The organism is Flavobacterium flabelliforme, from assembly GCF_017948675.1.
Taxonomy (GTDB): domain Bacteria; phylum Bacteroidota; class Bacteroidia; order Flavobacteriales; family Flavobacteriaceae; genus Flavobacterium; species Flavobacterium pygoscelis.
On the sequence record NZ_JAGFBU010000001.1, the window covers coordinates 1,333,035 to 1,350,906 of the forward strand.

The following is a 17,872-nucleotide window of genomic DNA, read 5'->3' on the forward strand; positions in this document are numbered from 1 at the left end:
TACGAAAATGGTAGACGAAACGGCAAGGTACTCTGATACAGATTTAGCAGAGTTCAAAGAAATAATCCAAGGCAAGATTCAAAAAGCACAAGTAGATTTAGATTTAATCAAAAGCGCTTATATGAATGACTTGAATAATGGGACTGATGATACTTCGCCTACATTTAAAGCTTTTGAAGAAGGAAGCGAAACAATGTCAAAAGAAGCAAATTCACAATTAGCAATCCGTCAGGAAAAGTTCATACGCGATTTAAAAAATGCACTTTTCCGTGTAGAAAATAAAACATACGGCGTTTGTAAAGTGACTGGAAAATTAATCGGGAAAGATAGATTAAGAATCGTCCCTCACGCAACAATGAGTATTGAAGCAAAAAATTTGCAACGATAAGAAATTTATAGTTTAGTATTAAATTCCAAATTCCATAATTTACTTATAAAATTATTGGGATTTGGAATTTAGTTTTTAGAATTTACCTACTTTTGCCCATTAAATTTTATAAAATGTCATTACGAAAAGCGTATCTCCTTATTTTTATTCTTTTGCTTGTTGATCAAGTTTCCAAAATTTACATTAAAACTAATTTTATTTTAGGAGAAGAAGTTCAGGTGTTCAACTGGTTCAAGATTTTATTTATAGAAAATGAAGGAATGGCTTGGGGAGTTCAAATTCCTGGACAATACGGAAAATTGTTTCTAACTCTTTTTAGAATTGCAGCCGTTGGAGGAATAGGATATTGGCTGTGGGATTCCGTAAGAAATAAATCCTCAAATTATTTAATTGTTGCCATTTCCTTAATTTTAGTCGGAGCTTTTGGAAATATTATTGATTCTGTTTTTTACGGAGTTATTTTTAATGATAGTCATTATGAAGTAGCAAAGTTATTTTCAGATCAACCCTATGGAACATGGTTTCATGGAAAAGTAGTTGACATGCTTTATTTTCCTATATGGCACGGAAAATTACCCGTTTGGCTCCCATTTTGGGGCGGAAATGATTTTACTTTTTTCAATGCCATCTTCAATGTTGCCGATATGGCAATTTCTACAGGAGTCGGAATATTAATTGTTTTTAATAAAAAAGCATTTCATAATCAATTATAAAATCAATTCTTTTTTAAAGATTTAGATTGGTTATAGTACACTTTAAATAGCAAGCCTTCTTGAGTTAAATCTAGAGGGCTTGCTTTTTATTTTTAAATACGTGTATCATTGGTAAACTTACTACTGCTGTGTTTCTATTGCCAACTCGATAGCATTTGCTAATATAAAGCTAAAATACAATTAGCTACAGTAGGAATTCCTTAATTTTGTGCAACAGAATTATTGTGAATTTTGTCAAAAAAAAGTAATTATGGAAAACACCTTAAAAGTACAAATTTGGTCGGATATCATGTGTCCGTTTTGTTATATCGGAAAAAGAAGAATTGAAGAAGCATTGAGCCTTTTTGAGCATAAAGATAATGTTGACATTGAATGGAAAAGCTATCAGTTAGACGCCAGCTTTGTAGCTTCTCCTAACGATAATATGGTAGAACATCTAGCACATAAATATGGAAAAGATACAGCTTGGGCTCAAGGAATGCTAGATAATATGACGCAAAACGCTAAAAATGCAGGATTAGATTTTCATTTCGAAAAAGCAATTTTGGCTAACTCTTTTGATGCACATCGATTATTGCATTTGGCTAAAAAACATAATTTAGCAAATGATTTAGAAGAACTTTTGTTCAAAGCCTATTTGACCGAGGGTAAAAATATAAATGACAAAAGCATTTTAAAACAATTGGGCATTTCAGTCGGCTTAAATGCGGATGCAATTGATGAAGTATTACTTTCTGATGCTTATGGTGCAGCTGTTAAGAAAGACATTGAAAATGCAAATTCAATTGGGGTGCAAGGGGTGCCTTTCTTTGTTTTTGATAATAAATATGCAGTTTCAGGAGCGCAACCGGCAACTGCGTTTTTAGAAACTTTACAAAAAGTATGGCAAGAAGGAAAATTTGATTCTAAAGTGACTTTACTGAATACAACAGAAGGTGATTCTTGTGGGATTGATGGTTGTGACTAAAATTTAACTGTCTTATAGTAATGCAAAAATCCCGTTGGTACGAATACCAGCGGGATTTTTTTTGATAATTTTAATTACTAATTCAAAATTATTTTATCTTTTAATGACTGTTACATTTAGTTTCTCTTCTCTTGAATTGTTTTTTCTGTAGTAATCATCATTACTATTGTTATAAGCGTAGGCTTTTGTACCATTCACCATACCTTTAGTGCTAACAATTTGACCACGGTTGTTGTAGAATATTTTTAAACCACCTACTTGTTCTAATGAATAACGGTTGTAAGTCATGTTCACTGATCCTACTCTTTTTACACGATCACTTGAATCATAATTAACCGACACATCTCCAACACGTTTTATTCTACCTTTTTTATCGTATTCTACTTTTACACCATAATTTTTGTTTTTATATGGGTTAGAACCTACATAGGTTCTATTTACGTCACCTCTGCTATTGGATTTGTAATGCATATCTCGACCAGTTGTTGGATGTGTATTAAAATCTAATTGTCCGTCAGGAAACAAATAAAACTCAATGCCTCTTTCTGTGAATACAATTGGTTCTAATTTTCTATAATCTACTAGAGATTTTTTTTCTACAGAAAAAGCGATTTTTTCTGCTGCGTTAGCTATACTACCTCCAAAAAGAAAGATACTAGCTACTAATAAAGTAATTTTTTTCATGATACATATATTTTGGATTGTTGCCTACTCTTGAGCTTTTCGGCTTTCGCTTTTTTTACTTATTTGATTAGGGATATTCAAGTAGCATGCCAGAAATTGAAAGTGTAAATCTTTCACTATAATATTTAGTTTGTTTTTTAATTTTTAAAATGCTTAAAAACAGCATGTTAGATTATTTTTTAAACACCTGAAATTATTTTAAAAAAGGAATTTTTACGTTTTTTTTAATAGATTTCAATTTTATTTTCAAGTTTTGTTTTGGTTTTAAAAAGAAAAAATGTGTTATAATAGCATCAGTTTTACATTTCAATTGGCTTTCTATTGCCAAACTACTTATCAACAATCCTCTAAAATTAACTTTAGTAAGCAACCTGCATCAATGCATATTGGCTAATTTTGCACCATGTATGCTTTAGTCGATTGTAATAACTTTTATGCTTCTTGTGAACGGGTTTTTCAGCCACAGTTCGCAGGAAAACCTGTCGCCATATTGTCAAATAATGACGGTTGTGTTATATCTAGAAGTAACGAGGCAAAAGCAGCAGGGATTAAGATGGGTGCGCCAGCCTTTCAAATTAAGGAATTAGTCAAAGAAAAAAACGTCAAATTATTCTCATCAAATTATGCGCTTTATGGTGATTTGAGTAATAGAGTGATGAAAATTTTGGAACAGTTTACACCAAATCTGGAGATCTATAGTATCGATGAAGCCTTTATGAATTTTGATGGCTTGGAGGTTTCCGATTACCACAATTACGGTATTCAAATGAAGAATCGAGTTCAAAAATGGACCGGAATTCCCGTTTGTATTGGTTTTGCACCTACCAAAGCGTTGTCTAAAGTAGCCAATAAAATTGCCAAAAAATTTCAAGAAAGAACACAAGGTGTTTATGTGATTGATAGCGAAGAAAAACGCATTAAAGCGCTAAAATGGACAAAGATTGAAGATGTTTGGGGCGTTGGGTACCGTACCCAAAAAAAAGCAAGAATTAGAAATATTGTTACTGCCTTAGATTTTATTCAACCCCAACATGAAGCTTGGATTAAAAAGGAAATGGGTGTCATTGGATTGCGTTTAAAATGCGAATTAGAAGGCAGATCAGTTCTTGATTTGGAACCTGTAGTGGACCAAAAGAAAAGTATTGCTACCACTCGAAGTTTTCCCAAACAAATTACTGATTTTGATTTATTACGCGAACGGGTTGCTACTTTTGCCTCTGTTTGTGCAGAGAAATTACGCAAACAAAATTCCTGTTGCTATACCATTATTGTTTTGCTGGTAATTGATAAGCACACGGTCGAAACGGCGAAATATTATTTTAATAGTGCCATTACATTACCTTTTGCTACCAGTTCAACCTTAACGATTTCGAATGCTGCAATCGAGTTATTAAAGAAATTACACCAAGGAAATGAGCATCTTAAATTTAAAAAAGCAGGCGTAATTGTGACCGAATTAATTGATGAGAATCAAAAACAATTTCAGCTTTTTGATGAGGAAAATCCAAAACATTTAGCTTTAATGAAAGCAATGGATCGTTTGAATACAAAAATTGGAACTAAAAAAGTAAAAATGGCTACTCAGAATTTGAGTTTGACTTGGAATATGAATCAGAACCATTTATCACCAAAATACACTACTAATTTTAAAGATATTCTCGAAATAAAATGTCAATAAATAAAAATCAAAAAATATCTTTTTTCAAACCTGATTTTGAAAGTGAGCTAAGAATTCCTTATATAAACGAAGGAGTTTCGGCAGGATTTCCCTCGCCCGCTGCTGATTTTATGGAAACGAATATTGACTTGAATAAGGAGTTAAGTGAAAATCCACTAGCTACTTTTTACATCAAAGTAAAAGGGAATTCTATGATCGATGCGGGAATCAATGACAAAGATGTTCTGGTTGTAGATCGAAGTTTAGAACCTCAAAACAATAAAATTGCAATTTGTTTTATCGATGGTGAATTTACCGTAAAACGCATTCAATTAGAAAAAGATTGTTTGTACTTAATGCCTGAAAACCCCAATTATTCTCCAATAAAAGTGACTGAAGAAAATCAATTAATTATCTGGGGAATCGTCACGTATGTGATTAAGAAAGTTTAAATTTTAAGACGAAGTAGCTTGTATACTGTAACGCTACCGAGGGATTTGTTAATAGTAAACTTAAAAAAGATAATAAGTTCCTCTACTCTAACAAAATTATAATTTTCCAGCAGTTGGTGAGTGATTGTTCGTAATGTAAGTTACTAAATAATCATTATTGTGGTTTTCAAAAAACACAAACCAAGTTGTTCGGTTATTACTTTTATAAAACAAGTATTTAGAACCTAAATGATTTAACTCTAGAGGAGTATTCTTGTACGGAAATTGAGCAATATTATTTTCGATAAAATCAATTATTTTATCTTTGTAGTCGATTGCATTCTCTAAATAACTAAAATATTTTTCCTTGTAAACAGCATAAATCAAATCATTGATGTAGTCTGAAACTTCTGATTTGTAGTAAATACTTATTTTTTCCAATCTAGCGATTTTAAAAAATGCGTAGTACGTTTTTTTAATTCTTCACCTGAAATTGCCGTTTTCAATTCATTTTCAAATTGAACTTGCTTTTGTTTTTTGAACTGATTTATTTGCTCCAAAATAAAAGGATCTTCTATGCTAGAAATCCATTTTATTAATTCCGATTTTTGTGAAATAACACTCATCTTTATTCAATTTAGTATACAAATATACAAATTTTTGTACTTTAAAAAGGAATTTCAATTTATGCTTAGTGATTGTAAAAGACGCAAGATAATATGCTGCGAAAATCAATTATAAACAAAACGACCTGCTCAAACTGATGAACAGGTCGTTTTTATTTTTATAAGAAGAAATTTACACCGTATGTTTCGGATTAAATCCATCTTCACTTAATTCTTGATGGTCATAATCAGCAATCATTTCAGCTTCATAATCTACTTTTTCATCTTTAGAGAATTTGGCAATAATTTTCTCCATGATTTCATAAATTACAGGCACAATGATAAGTGTTAGGAATAATGAGGAGATTAATCCACCAATAATTACCCAAGCTAATCCATTTTTCCATTCTGCTCCAGCTCCAGAAGCTAAGGCAATTGGCACCATTCCAAAAACCATTGCAATAGTAGTCATCAAAATAGGACGTAACCTCGCATGATTCGCTTGGATTAATGCCGTTCTGATTGTCTCGCCAGCTTTACGTCTTTGGTTGGTATAATCGACAAGCATAATCGCATTTTTACAAACCAGACCAATTAGCATGATGATACCTAAAATAGTAAAAATATTCAATGTATTATTGGTCAAAGCCAAAGCTAACATTGCTCCAATAAACGAAAGTGGAATTGCAAACAATACTACGAATGGATGCACAAAACTATCATATAACGATACCATAACTAGGTAAACTAATATAATTGCAGCTAATAAAGCGACTCCAAGTGTTCCAAAACCTTCGGTTTCGTTTTCTTTTTGTCCACCCCAAATGTAGTTTACACCTGTTGGTTTGTTCAATTTTTCAATTTTTTGCTCCCATTGCGATACAATAGTTCCTGATGGTACCCCAACATTTTGAGATTTTACGGTTACAGAAGCCGATTTGTCTCTTCGCTCTAATTGACTTGGGCCTGAACCTTCGTTTACAGAGGCAAATTGACTTAACTTAATTTGCTGACCTTGGTCATTTATGAAAATTAAATTACTTACATCTGCAATACTTTTTCTGTCGAAAGCATTGTACTTGATGTTAATATCATATTCGTATTCACCTGCTCTATATCTTCCATCGGTATTTCCGCTAAAAGCAGTTTGCATCGTCATACCTACGCTTTGTAAACTTAAACCTAGCGCAGCCATTTTATCACGGTCTACTTTTACGTTTACTTCAGGATTTCCATCTTCTACAGATAATTCGATTTCTGTAGCACCCGGAATAGTACGTAATTCTTTTTCGGCTGCTTTTGCAAATTTCATAGCGCTCTCTACATCAGGACCTGTCACGATCAGACCAATAGTAGCATCTTCTGCCGTTCCTAAAATACCTACTGGAACCGTTTTAACTTTGGCACCAACTAGTATTTTCTCTAGTTTACGTTTTGTTTTGGCTGCATACACATTTGCAGCTTCGCTACGTTTGTCTAAATCAACCATTTTAACGTTGATCTCAGATTTGTAAGCCGTAGCTTGAGCAGCTCCAAGTCCACCACTAGTTTGACCTACAGTTGCAATTTGACTGAATACATATTCTTCCTTGCTCAAAAACTCTTCTGCTTTTTGAGTCATGAAATTGGTTTGTTCTAATGAGGCGTCTTTTGGCATTTCAATTTGAACTAAAAACTCACCACTATCTGATGCTGCAAAGAACTCACCACCAATAAAACCACCACCTAATAATCCTACGGTCGAAGTAAAGAAAATTACTAGAACCACTAATATCGTTTTAATATAATGATCTAAACACCACGTTAACAATCCAGAAATCCAGTTGGTAAAACGAGTTAAATAACTTTCGAAACCAAGAATAATACGTCCAAAAAGATTTTTTCCTTGAATATGTTCTAATTTACCATATCGAGACGACAACCAAGGAATGATGGTAAACGAAGCAAGTAATGATAATAAAGTAGATATAATTACAGTAACACAAAATTGTGTAATAATGTTCGAAACTAATCCTGTACTCATTGCGATAGGCAAGAATACCACCACAATTACTAAAGTAATAGATACCACGGTTCCACCAATTTCGGCTGTTCCGTCATACGCAGCACGAACTTTGTTCTTACCCATTTCCATGTGCCTGTAGATATTTTCAAGTACCACAATGGCATCATCGACCAGAATACCAACCACGAGCGATAGTCCTAATAAACTCATTAAGTTTAAGGTATAACCCATCAAGTAAATACCGATAAAAGTAGCAATTAACGAAGCTGGAATCGTTACCATTACGATTAACGAGTTTCTAATACTATGCAAGAAAAACAACATTACTAAAGCTACTAAAAGCACTGCTATAAGTAAATCGTGTACAACGGCATCAGCAGCCATTAACGTAAAAACAGAACTGTCTTTAGCAACTTGTAGTTTTAAACTACTCGTTTTATAATCGTTTTCTAGTTTAGCAATGGTTTTGATTACTTCTTCACTTACTGCAACCGCATTCGCATCCGATTGTTTGATGATTTGTAAAACAATTGCACTTTTTTGGTTTACACGAGCTATTTTCTCTGTAATTTTCTGAGTATCTTGTACATCAGCAATGTCTTTCAGACGGATTTGAATTCCGTTTTTAGACGATACAATTAGGTTTCTTAATTCGTCAACACTTTTGTATTTCCCTGCCAAACGAATTAATATTTTTTGTTCACGCGTTTGGATGTTTCCTGTTGGGAAATCCAAGTTAGAGGATAAAATATTTTGTTGTACTTGCGGAATAGAAAGTCCGTAAGCTTGCATTTTCGCCGCATCAAGATTAACTTGAATCTCTCTTTCTTGACCACCAATGATGTTTACTTGAGCAACACCTTGAACACGAGAAAGAACCGGAACTAACTTTTTATCAATCAAATCGTAAAAGGCAACTTCATCCATTTTTGCATAAGCACCTAAAGTCATAATAGGTAAATCACTCAAAGAGAATTTACTTAAAGAGGGTGTTTCAGCATCGTCTGGTAAATCACTAATAATGGCATTTATTTTACGTTGTGCATCGTTCATCGATATGTTAACATCGGCTGTAGAAGTCAATGTAATGGCAACCGTAGATAAGCTTTCGTACGATTTAGAATCTATTTTTTTAATATTTTCTAATGAAGCGATTGCATCCTCTATTTTCTTAGTCACGGAATTTTCTACCTCATTTGGCGAAGCACCCGGATAAATGGTTGCTATCGAAATTACGTTAGTTTCAAATTTCGGAATCAATTCGTAACCTAAATTACTATAACTGTAAAGCCCACCAAGTGTCAAAATTGTAAATAATACAATGATCAGCGACGGACGTTTTATGGATATTTCTGCTAATTTCATATTTATATTTTTTATGTAGCTAACTAATAGCTCAAAGCCAATAGCTTATTTTATAACTTCCACTTTTGTTCCGTCCTGAAGGTTAATTTGACCTGTGATAATTACAGTTTCACCATCATTTAATCCTTCTAGAATTTCGACTTGATCACCAAGAATTCTACCAGCAGTAACTGTTTTTAATTTTGCAGTTCCGTTTTCGATAACAAAAATCTGGCTGCTACTTACACTTCCTACAAAGGCATTTCTTGGAACAATTTTTAAAGATTGTTTTTGTCTGCTTGATGAAAACTCTGCAGTTCCATACATACCTGCTTTTAAGTCAGCAGAAGCATTATTGGTAATTTCAATTTCAACTGGGAAGTTTAAACTCTCGTCTGCTTTTGCTGCAATAAAAGTAATTTTACCTGAAAATGTTTTATCAGGATAAACGCTTGCTTTTACATTAGTGGCGCTTCCTACTTTTAAACTTGCTACTTGGCTTTCGCTTACATTTACTTTTAGTTTTAATTTAGAAACATTTACAATATCAAATAATTGAGTAGCAGGCATTCCTGTTACAATTGATCCTATTTCTATATATTTAGCATTAATATAACCACTTATTGGTGCTTTAATTCGGGTATCACCAACGTTAATGTTAGCTTGAGTCAATTGAGATTTAGCATTTACCATCGCTAGTTTAGCTTGGTCTAATTGTTGTTTAGTAACACCGCCTGTTTTGAAAGCATTCTCAAATCGGCTATAATCTGAAGCTGCATTTTGATATACTGCATTTGCATTTTGAGCACTTACATTTATAGCGTCGCTTCTAACGATGGCAAGCGTTTGTCCTACAGAAACATAATCTCCTTCTTTTACAAGAACATTTGTAATTTTACCTGATTTCTCAGCAGAAAATTTTAATTCTTGTACAGGTTCAAAATTTCCATTTGATGTAAAATCTAATGAAACTTCTTCCGTTTTTACGGTAGCAGTTCTAACCGATACTGTTGTGTTTTTCTCTGCAACAACAGCAATTTTAGCTTCGTTTTCTTTCTTGTTATTGGTCAAAACTAATGCGATTGCTCCTAGTGATACTGCAATTATTAGTACGGTTATTATAATTTTTTTCATGTTACTAGTTATTTAATAATGATTTTAATTCTCCTTTTGATTTGATTAATTGAATTTCTGCCAGCTTGTAATCTAATATTGCTGAGGTATAATTGTTCTGTGCTTCTGTTAATGAATTTTCGGCATCTAGTAAATCAGTCAACGAGGCAAGACCTTGTAAATAGTTATTTCTAGTGTTGTCTAAAACTTCTTTCGCTAATTGTGCATTGTCTTTTTGATTGGTAATCGTGATTAAGCTATTATCAATTTGCGTTTTAGCATTAGCAAAAGCCAAATCTAGCGCAAGTTTTGTATCATCAAGACCTACTTTAACCGATTTTAGTTCTACATCAGCTTGTCTTACTTTGGCACGAGTACTAAATCCTGTAAAGATAGGAACTCTAAGATTCAAACCAATAGAAGAGAAATCAGACCAATATACGCCATCAGATGGTTTAGCACCAATTGGCATTTTAGGTCCTTGACCAATATAATTATAGCCTGCACTCAAGGATAATGTTGGATAGTAAGCCGCTTCGATAGATTTTTTCTGAAAGTTTAAAAGCTCTTCTTGTTTTTTCAAAAGTAAATACTCTGTTCTATTGGCTGTGTTAGGAACTTCAGATAGTGATTGTGGACTTACTTCAAAAGCAGTTTGTGGAATCTCAATTTGAGTTTCTATAGGCATACCCATGTAAAATTTCAATGCATTTTCCTGAATTTGTACTGCATTCAATACTTGCTGACGCATCGTATTGATGTTTGATATTTTTACTAAAATTCGGTCTAAATCAATTTTCTTAGCTAAACCATTATCAAATTGTCCTTTTATAATGTCTTTTACTTTAGTAGTGTTTTTAAAAGTACTATCGATAACAATTAATTTTTGACGCTGCACATAGACTTGATAATAATTGTTTGCAACGCGCTCAATTACTTGTTCCTCTGTCAATTGATTATTAATTTGATAAAATTCTCTAGTCGATTTTGCTGCCTTCAAACCTGTAAAAACAGATTGGTCAAAGATGGCTTGTGTTAATGAAACTCCTGCAGTCGAACTCCATTTTTGTCCAAAAGCGGCTTGTATAACGGTTCCTGGTTGTCCAAATCCAGCACCATCAATTACAGTAGTTTGAATCACAGGATTGTAAGTCAAACTTCCGTTTGCGGATATTTGAGGTAGCGCTCTAGAACGTACTTCCTGAATTTGGTATTCGCTGTTTTCTACCTGAAGTTTAGATTTTTTAGCTTCCGCTTTATTTTCTAAAGCGTAGTGAATCGCTTCCTTTAACGTTAGCGTCTTTACAAGACCAGTTTCAGCAGGAGTCACAGTTTGAGACTGAGCTGAAATTGCAAAAGTTAGTATGGTTATTAAAATTATTCTCTTCATTATATAGTATAGTTTAGTAATTGATTTTCTAATTCGATTAATCCGGCAGCGGTTGCCATTGCTCTTGTATGGTATTCTAAAATTTCTAATTCGATTTTCTGACTTTCTTTTTCAGAGCTTATGTTTTCTCTAATAGTAAAAACAAGATGGTAATAAAATTGAATATAGTTTTTGATATTAATGCTTTCTCTATACAACCCTTGTTGAATTCCTTTTATTATATTTTTTTCAAAAGTAGTGTTACATTCTCTAATTTCACGATCCATTACTGTTGTGTATACTTCTGGATAATGTTTTTTTAATTGATAAATAGGAGAATTGTCTGAGGATTGAAACATCTCTTTAAACATTTTTCTAATTTCAAAATTCTCCTCGATTGCATTGTAATTTTTTGAAATAATGGTGTCAATGATCTCATGAATTTGTTTGTGTACTGTTTCGGTACTTTCGGCGATGAGTATTTCTTTGTTGCAAAAATATTTATAAATTGTTTTTTTAGAAATACACATTTCGCCTGCAATATCATCCATGGTAACGCTTTTAAAACCTAATTTTAAAAACATTTCGCTAGCTTTAGATATAATTTTTTCTTTCATTTTTAGATGCTGAAATAATTTCAGTATTTTTTAATTGAGTTGAAATCTTTGACAAATGTAAGAAGGAAACTTTGAAAACTAAAATAGTTTCCGTAAAATTTACAATTATTTAACATTTGATCGTCTGCTAGTTTAAACTGTAAATTCAAGATTTGCAATAAGCTTAATATCTTGACCTAAAGCTATTCCACCAGTTTGGTTGAAAGAATTGAAGGTAAGACCAAAATCTTTTCGGTTTATTTTTCCTGTTATTTCAAATGCTGCTTTTTCGTCGCCATTGTAGGCATTGATTCCCATAAATTCAGCATCAAGTTCTACTGTTCGAGTAATGTTTTTTATAGTTAAGTTGCCTTTTAAAAAATTAATATTCTTATTTATTTTTTCAAATGAAGTCGATTTAAAACTAATAATAGGATATTCATTGACATCAAACAAATCATTCATTTTCAAGTGAGTGTCAATCTGCTCCAATTTCGTGTCTTTATTATTAACATCTAACGAAAATTCTAGAGAAGCATCTTCTATCTCATTATTATCAATGTCGATATGACCGTTAAATTTGTTAATATTACCTGCTAAGTAAGCTATTATTGAGTGTCTCATTTTGATTAAAACATCAGATTGGCTGGAATCAATTGTCCATTTCGTTTTCATAATTTCATTATTATATTTTAGCATATAATTGATCACTCTTTCATTTAAGTAAATCGCAAGTCGGTCAATTGTTAATTTTCGTGCAAATGTAAAACGGAAACTTTGAATACCCAACAAGTTTCCTGTGTATTTTTATTTTTTTTAACATTTGCAAAATTTTAAAGTTTCAAGTTTGAAGTTTTTTGAGTTTCTTTGCGGTAAATAGAGTAAAAATGAAGTAGCATTTGCTGATTTTTTTATACTGTAAACTTTAAACAAAAAAATAATGCATACTATTTATCAGTATCAAGAATTTCTTTCTGATTATTTACAATCTCAGTACGAATCTAAAGAACCTAAAAATTTATACGAACCCATACATTATATTTTAGACCTTGGTGGAAAAAGAATCCGACCAGTTCTTACCTTAATGGCTGCCGAAGTATTTGATACTGATTATAAAAAAGCACTTCCTGCGGCTCTAGCAGTAGAAGTTTTTCATAACTTTTCCTTAGTTCATGATGATATCATGGATGATGCACCTTTGCGAAGAGGTCAGGAAACAGTACATGAGAAATGGGATTTGAATACTGGGATTTTATCTGGTGATGCAATGCTAATATTAGCGTATCAGTATTTTGAGCAATATGAGCCAGTTGTTTTTAGAGATTTAGCAAAATTGTTCAGTAAAACAGCATTGGAAGTTTGTGAGGGACAACAATGGGACGTTGATTTTGAAAGTCGTAATGATGTTACCATTCCGGAATATCTAAAAATGATTCAATACAAAACTGCTGTTCTTGTTGCTGCTGCTATGAAAATGGGGGCTATTATAGCAGAAACCTCAGAAGAAAATGCCAATTTAATATATGATTTTGGTTTGAATTTAGGTTTGGCTTTTCAATTGCAAGATGATTATTTAGATGCGTTTGGTAATCCAGAAACCTTTGGTAAACAAGTAGGTGGAGATATTATCGAAAATAAAAAAACCTATTTATACCTCAAAGCAATGGCTTTTTCAAATGAAGAAGATGCTGCCGAATTAAGTCGTTTGTTTTCTATTCATCCTGAAGATAGCTCAGATAAAATAGCTGTTGTAAAAGCGCTTTTTAATACTTCTGGAGCTTCTCAGTCCACTCAAGATGCAATTCACGATTTTACTTTTAAAGCTTTTCAAACCTTGGATAAAATGAACATTAGTGCTCACAAAAAAGAGATGTTAAAAGCGTTTGGTGAAAATTTAATGGGAAGAAAAGTGTAAATAAAACAACAGCAAAATCAATTTTAATTAGGATTGTGAATTTTGTAAATCAAAAAACTAAAAACTGCGATCTAAATCAAAAATCACATGTATATAGCTCCAATCAATACGGATTCCTTATTATCAGAAGCAGAAAAAGAAACTTTATATCTTAAGTTAGTCGAACAACTTAATAAAGATTTTAATCTGGCGAACGAAGCGATAGATTTTCCTTTGAATATTACGCCTAGTGAGTTGAAAATTCAATTGCATGAAAAAGTGTATCGACTTATTCAATATAAGTTTGCTGAATACCTTAATTTACTTTATATAATTGATGTTTCTGAAGAAGAAATAAAAAAACTAGACGGATCTGATTTAGTAGTTTTAGCTGAGCAAGTTGCTTTTTTAATTTTAAAAAGAGAATGGCAAAAAGTATGGTTTAGAAATAAATACCGTTAAAGCATAAACCTTTAATGGTCTATTTTCCTTTGTTTTTACTAATCGGTAAGATGCTATTAAAAATAAACCCTCACAAAAGGCATAAAGGCACTGCCGTAAATCCCGTTTTTATCATTCAAAACGTTGTAGCGTGCACCAATTGTTGCACTTCCAGAGCGGTAACCCGCACCAACAAATAAACCAGTATTCCAATAATCCAAAGAGTTGCTATTGGAACCCTCTAGATTTACGTTGACTCTTAGTTGTTCTAATTCAGCCGATAACTGAATTTCCCTAATAGGATTTAGTAAGGCAATCAAACTACCGCCATACAAATGAGAAGCATAATAATCTTTTTGTTTTAAGTATTTGTATTGAGCACCAATACCTAAAGCAACATATTCATTAAAGTTATAAATTGCACTTGGAGCTACCGAAATATCGGTGTAACCAGATCCAAAACCTAAGCCTAAACCACCACCAAATTGAACGTTTTTCCAAAACTGATTTTCCATTATTGGAGTTGTATTATTTTGTTGTGCAAAAACACAACTGGAAAAAAACAGCACTAATAGCACTAATAAAGACTTGGAATTCTCTAAAATGTATCTCTTTTTCATGAGTTTTAAATTTTTAACAACATTCAATGTAAAAGTATCTTAAAAAAAAGTATAAACTTATTGTATTATTGTACTTTTGCCAAACTATTTTAACAATAAAGTATATTCACTCAATATTATGGATAGGTTTTCATTTTTAAACGCAGCACACACCGAATTTTTCGCTCAATTATACGATCAATATTTAGAAAATCCAGATAGCGTTGAGCCTAGTTGGAGAAGTTTTTTTCAAGGTTTCGACTTTGGAATGACAACTTATAATGACGAAAACAAAGTAGAGCAGATTGCAAATTTTGCCGCAAGCAATACCGATTGCAGTTTGGTTTCTGATAAACTTCAAAAAGAATTTAATGTATTAAAATTAATTGATGGCTATCGTTCCCGTGGACATTTGTTTACTAAAACAAATCCCGTAAGAGAGAGACGTTCAGCATCGCCAACACTTGATATTGCTAATTTTGGACTTTCATCAACAGATTTAAACACTGTTTTTGATGCCGCTAAAGCGATTAATATTTCTCCTTGTACTCTTCAGGAAATTATAAATCATTTAGACTCTATTTATTGTCAGCACATTGGTGTCGAGTATATGTATATTCGTAATCCAGAAGTGGTGTCATGGATTCAAAAGAAAATAGGCGTTAATGATAACCAACCTAAATTTTCTAGCGAAGAAAAAAAATCTATTCTTTACAAATTAAATGAAGCGGTTTCTTTTGAAAACTTCTTGCATACTAAATATGTAGGACAAAAACGTTTTTCTTTGGAAGGTGGAGAATCTATCATTCCTGCACTAGATGCTTTGATTGAAAAAGCAGCTGAAAAAGGAGTTGAGAAATTTGTTATGGGAATGGCACACCGTGGTCGTTTAAATGTGTTAGCAAATATCTTCGGAAAATCTACTCAAGATATTTTTGGAGAATTTGATGGTAAAGATTACGATCAAGAGTATTTTGATGGTGATGTAAAATACCACTTAGGATTAACTGCTGAAAAAGTAACTAAATCTGGAAAAACTATAAACATTAATCTAGCGCCAAATCCTTCACATCTAGAAACTGTAGGGGCTGTTATTGAGGGTATTACTAGAGCAAAACAAGATAAATATTTCCCTAATGACTTTTCTAAAGTATTGCCTATTGCCGTTCACGGTGATGCTGCAATTGCTGGACAAGGAATTTTATACGAAATTGTGCAAATGGCACAGTTAGATGGATATAAAACTGGAGGAACAATACATATTGTAATTAATAACCAAGTTGGTTTTACTACTAATTATTTAGACGCTAGATCGTCTAAATATTGTACGGATGTGGCCAAAGTTACCCTTTCGCCAGTGCTACACGTTAATGCAGATGATGCAGAAGCAGTTGTACACGCCATGTCTTTTGCGTTAGATTACAGAATGCAATTTGGTAGCGACGTATTTATCGATTTATTAGGATATAGAAAATACGGACACAATGAAGGTGATGAACCTCGTTTTACCCAACCCGTACTTTATAAATTAATTGCTAAGCATGAAAATCCAAGAGATATTTATGCAGATAAATTATTAGCTGAAGGAGTAATTGATTCTACTTTTGTAAAAGGATTAGAGGTAGAATATAAATCTAATCTTGAAGTGAATCTTGAAGAATCACGTAAAAAAGATTTAACGATTATCACTCCATTTATGCAAAATGAATGGGAAGGTTTTACAAGAGTTTCTAATGTAGAAATGCTTCAAAAAGTAGATACTTCATTTACTAAAGAAGGACTTACAACTGTTGCCAATGCAGTTTGTAATTTGCCAACAGATAAAAAATTCATAAACAAAATCCAGAAACTAATTAACGATCGAAAAACAATGTTTTTTGACACCAATAAATTAGACTGGGGAATGGCAGAACACTTAGCTTACGGATCATTGTTACAGGAAGGATACGACGTTCGTATTTCTGGACAAGATGTAGAAAGAGGAACTTTTTCTCACCGCCACGCTGTTGTAAAAGTTGAAGATTCTGAAGAAGAAGTAATTCTTATCAATAATCTAGAAGGTAAAAAAGGAAAATTCAATGTCTTTAATTCCTTATTGTCAGAATACGGAGTATTAGGTTTTGATTATGGTTATGCATTAACGAATCCAAATACATTAACAATTTGGGAAGCACAATTTGGAGATTTCTCTAACGGAGCCCAAATTATGATTGACCAATATATTTCTTGTGGAGAAGATAAATGGAACAACCAAAACGGAATTGTTTTATTATTGCCTCACGGATACGAAGGGCAAGGAGCAGAGCACTCTTCAGCAAGAATGGAAAGATACTTGCAACTTTGTGCTAGACACAATATGTATGTAGCAGATTGTACTAAGCCAGCCAACTTCTTTCACTTGTTAAGAAGACAAATGAAAACAACTTTCCGTAAACCACTTGTTGTATTTACACCAAAGAGTTTGTTGCGTGATCCAAGATGTGTCTCTCCAATAGAAGATTTTACTAACGGATCGTTCCAAGAAACTTTTGATGACGAAACCGTAAATAAAGCGGACGTGAAAACATTAGTTTTCTGTACCGGTAAATTTTATTATGACATCACCGCTGAAAGAGAAAATAACGGGCGCAAAGATGTGGCTGTAGTAAGAATCGAACAATTGTTCCCACTTCCAGTAGAGCAATTAAAAGAGATTATTGCACGCTATCCAAATGCTGATGATTACGTTTGGGCACAAGAGGAGCCTAAAAATATGGGAGCTTATAGCTTTATGTTAATGAATTTCGACCTTGTAAAATGGAGATTAGCTTCGTTAAAAGCGTATGCTGCTCCTGCTTCAGGAAGTTATACCCGTGCAAAACGTCGTCATGCAGATGCCATTCAAATGGTATTTGATAAAGATTTATTTAGATAATATAAGGAGCTGTTTCCTGCTATCCGCTGTATCTTTTTCTTTTTAAGGAAAAAGAAAAAGGATGCCGCTACTATCAGGGCTAAAAAAGTATAAAGAGTAAATACACGTTGTTTTACAACAGTTACATAAAATTAAAATTCATAATTTAAAAT

General features: G+C 32.7%; 17 protein-coding genes. 8 read left to right on the forward strand and 9 right to left on the reverse strand.

The features are described from left to right. The first annotated feature begins 7 nt into the window (after nucleotides 1–7). The 3 genes from J3S90_RS05875 to J3S90_RS05885 all read left to right on the forward strand — a co-directional run bounded on the left by J3S90_RS05875 (nucleotide 8) and on the right by J3S90_RS05885 (nucleotide 2,068). Complete coding sequence (locus tag J3S90_RS05875; RefSeq protein WP_188049432.1) at nucleotides 8–388, forward strand: TraR/DksA family transcriptional regulator; 381 nt, start codon at nucleotides 8–10, stop codon at nucleotides 386–388. A gap of 113 nt (nucleotides 389–501) precedes the next feature. Then, nucleotides 502–1,101, forward strand: a complete 600-nt coding sequence (locus tag J3S90_RS05880; RefSeq protein WP_188049433.1) for a lipoprotein signal peptidase — start codon at nucleotides 502–504, stop codon at nucleotides 1,099–1,101. A 250-nt stretch (nucleotides 1,102–1,351) separates the two neighbouring features. Beyond that, nucleotides 1,352–2,068: a DsbA family oxidoreductase gene (locus J3S90_RS05885; RefSeq protein ID WP_210645408.1), complete on the forward strand. Its 717-nt coding sequence runs from the start codon at nucleotides 1,352–1,354 to the stop codon at nucleotides 2,066–2,068. Between the two features lie 93 nt (nucleotides 2,069–2,161). Here the strand turns inward: J3S90_RS05885 and J3S90_RS05890 are convergent, their stop codons facing one another. Next, nucleotides 2,162–2,752, reverse strand: a complete 591-nt coding sequence (locus tag J3S90_RS05890) for a hypothetical protein (RefSeq protein ID WP_210645410.1) — start codon at nucleotides 2,750–2,752, stop codon at nucleotides 2,162–2,164. Between the two features lie 403 nt (nucleotides 2,753–3,155). On the opposite strand from J3S90_RS05890, the gene J3S90_RS05895 reads away from it, so the two are divergent. Beyond that, nucleotides 3,156–4,430 carry a Y-family DNA polymerase gene (locus J3S90_RS05895; protein ID WP_210645411.1) on the forward strand — a complete coding sequence of 425 codons (1,275 nt, stop codon included), beginning with the start codon at nucleotides 3,156–3,158 and terminating at the stop codon, nucleotides 4,428–4,430. Further along, complete coding sequence (locus J3S90_RS05900; protein ID WP_188049437.1) at nucleotides 4,421–4,861, forward strand: LexA family protein; 441 nt, start codon at nucleotides 4,421–4,423, stop codon at nucleotides 4,859–4,861. The genes J3S90_RS05895 and J3S90_RS05900 overlap by 10 nt, the downstream gene beginning before the upstream one ends. 96 nt (nucleotides 4,862–4,957) lie before the next feature. Here J3S90_RS05900 and J3S90_RS05905 read toward each other — a convergent pair whose 3' ends face one another. The 7 genes from J3S90_RS05905 to J3S90_RS05935 form a co-directional block, all read right to left on the reverse strand. Continuing rightward, on the reverse strand, nucleotides 4,958–5,281 hold the full coding sequence (locus tag J3S90_RS05905; protein WP_188049438.1) for a hypothetical protein: 324 nt from the start codon (nucleotides 5,279–5,281) through the stop codon (nucleotides 4,958–4,960). Next, on the reverse strand, nucleotides 5,269–5,466 hold the full coding sequence (locus J3S90_RS05910) for a hypothetical protein (RefSeq protein ID WP_188049439.1): 198 nt from the start codon (nucleotides 5,464–5,466) through the stop codon (nucleotides 5,269–5,271). The genes J3S90_RS05905 and J3S90_RS05910 overlap by 13 nt, the downstream gene beginning before the upstream one ends. 172 nt (nucleotides 5,467–5,638) lie before the next feature. Then, on the reverse strand, nucleotides 5,639–8,815 hold the full coding sequence (locus J3S90_RS05915) for an efflux RND transporter permease subunit (RefSeq protein ID WP_210645413.1): 3,177 nt from the start codon (nucleotides 8,813–8,815) through the stop codon (nucleotides 5,639–5,641). 45 nt (nucleotides 8,816–8,860) lie between these two features. Further along, on the reverse strand, nucleotides 8,861–9,928 hold the full coding sequence (locus tag J3S90_RS05920) for an efflux RND transporter periplasmic adaptor subunit (RefSeq protein WP_210645415.1): 1,068 nt from the start codon (nucleotides 9,926–9,928) through the stop codon (nucleotides 8,861–8,863). Between the two features lie 4 nt (nucleotides 9,929–9,932). Next, nucleotides 9,933–11,297 carry a TolC family protein gene (locus J3S90_RS05925; RefSeq protein WP_188049442.1) on the reverse strand — a complete coding sequence of 455 codons (1,365 nt, stop codon included), beginning with the start codon at nucleotides 11,295–11,297 and terminating at the stop codon, nucleotides 9,933–9,935. Then, the gene (locus tag J3S90_RS05930; RefSeq protein ID WP_188049443.1) at nucleotides 11,297–11,893 is read right to left on the reverse strand and encodes a TetR/AcrR family transcriptional regulator; all 597 of its coding nucleotides are present in this window, start codon (nucleotides 11,891–11,893) and stop codon (nucleotides 11,297–11,299) included. Before J3S90_RS05930 ends, J3S90_RS05925 begins: the two co-directional genes overlap by 1 nt. 132 nt (nucleotides 11,894–12,025) lie before the next feature. After that, complete coding sequence (locus tag J3S90_RS05935) at nucleotides 12,026–12,547, reverse strand: YceI family protein (RefSeq protein ID WP_188049444.1); 522 nt, start codon at nucleotides 12,545–12,547, stop codon at nucleotides 12,026–12,028. A gap of 265 nt (nucleotides 12,548–12,812) precedes the next feature. On the opposite strand from J3S90_RS05935, the gene J3S90_RS05940 reads away from it, so the two are divergent. Both J3S90_RS05940 and J3S90_RS05945 read left to right on the forward strand, forming a co-directional pair. Further along, entirely contained in the window at nucleotides 12,813–13,787 is a 975-nt protein-coding gene (locus tag J3S90_RS05940) for a polyprenyl synthetase family protein (RefSeq protein ID WP_210645417.1), read from the forward strand. Between the two features lie 87 nt (nucleotides 13,788–13,874). Beyond that, complete coding sequence (locus J3S90_RS05945) at nucleotides 13,875–14,228, forward strand: hypothetical protein (RefSeq protein ID WP_210645419.1); 354 nt, start codon at nucleotides 13,875–13,877, stop codon at nucleotides 14,226–14,228. A gap of 56 nt (nucleotides 14,229–14,284) precedes the next feature. Here the strand turns inward: J3S90_RS05945 and J3S90_RS05950 are convergent, their stop codons facing one another. Further along, nucleotides 14,285–14,827 carry a hypothetical protein gene (locus J3S90_RS05950; protein ID WP_210645421.1) on the reverse strand — a complete coding sequence of 181 codons (543 nt, stop codon included), beginning with the start codon at nucleotides 14,825–14,827 and terminating at the stop codon, nucleotides 14,285–14,287. A gap of 118 nt (nucleotides 14,828–14,945) precedes the next feature. Between J3S90_RS05950 and J3S90_RS05955 the strand changes: the two genes are divergently transcribed. After that, nucleotides 14,946–17,720 carry a 2-oxoglutarate dehydrogenase E1 component gene (locus tag J3S90_RS05955; RefSeq protein ID WP_210645423.1) on the forward strand — a complete coding sequence of 925 codons (2,775 nt, stop codon included), beginning with the start codon at nucleotides 14,946–14,948 and terminating at the stop codon, nucleotides 17,718–17,720. Nucleotides 17,721–17,872 lie beyond the last annotated feature (152 nt).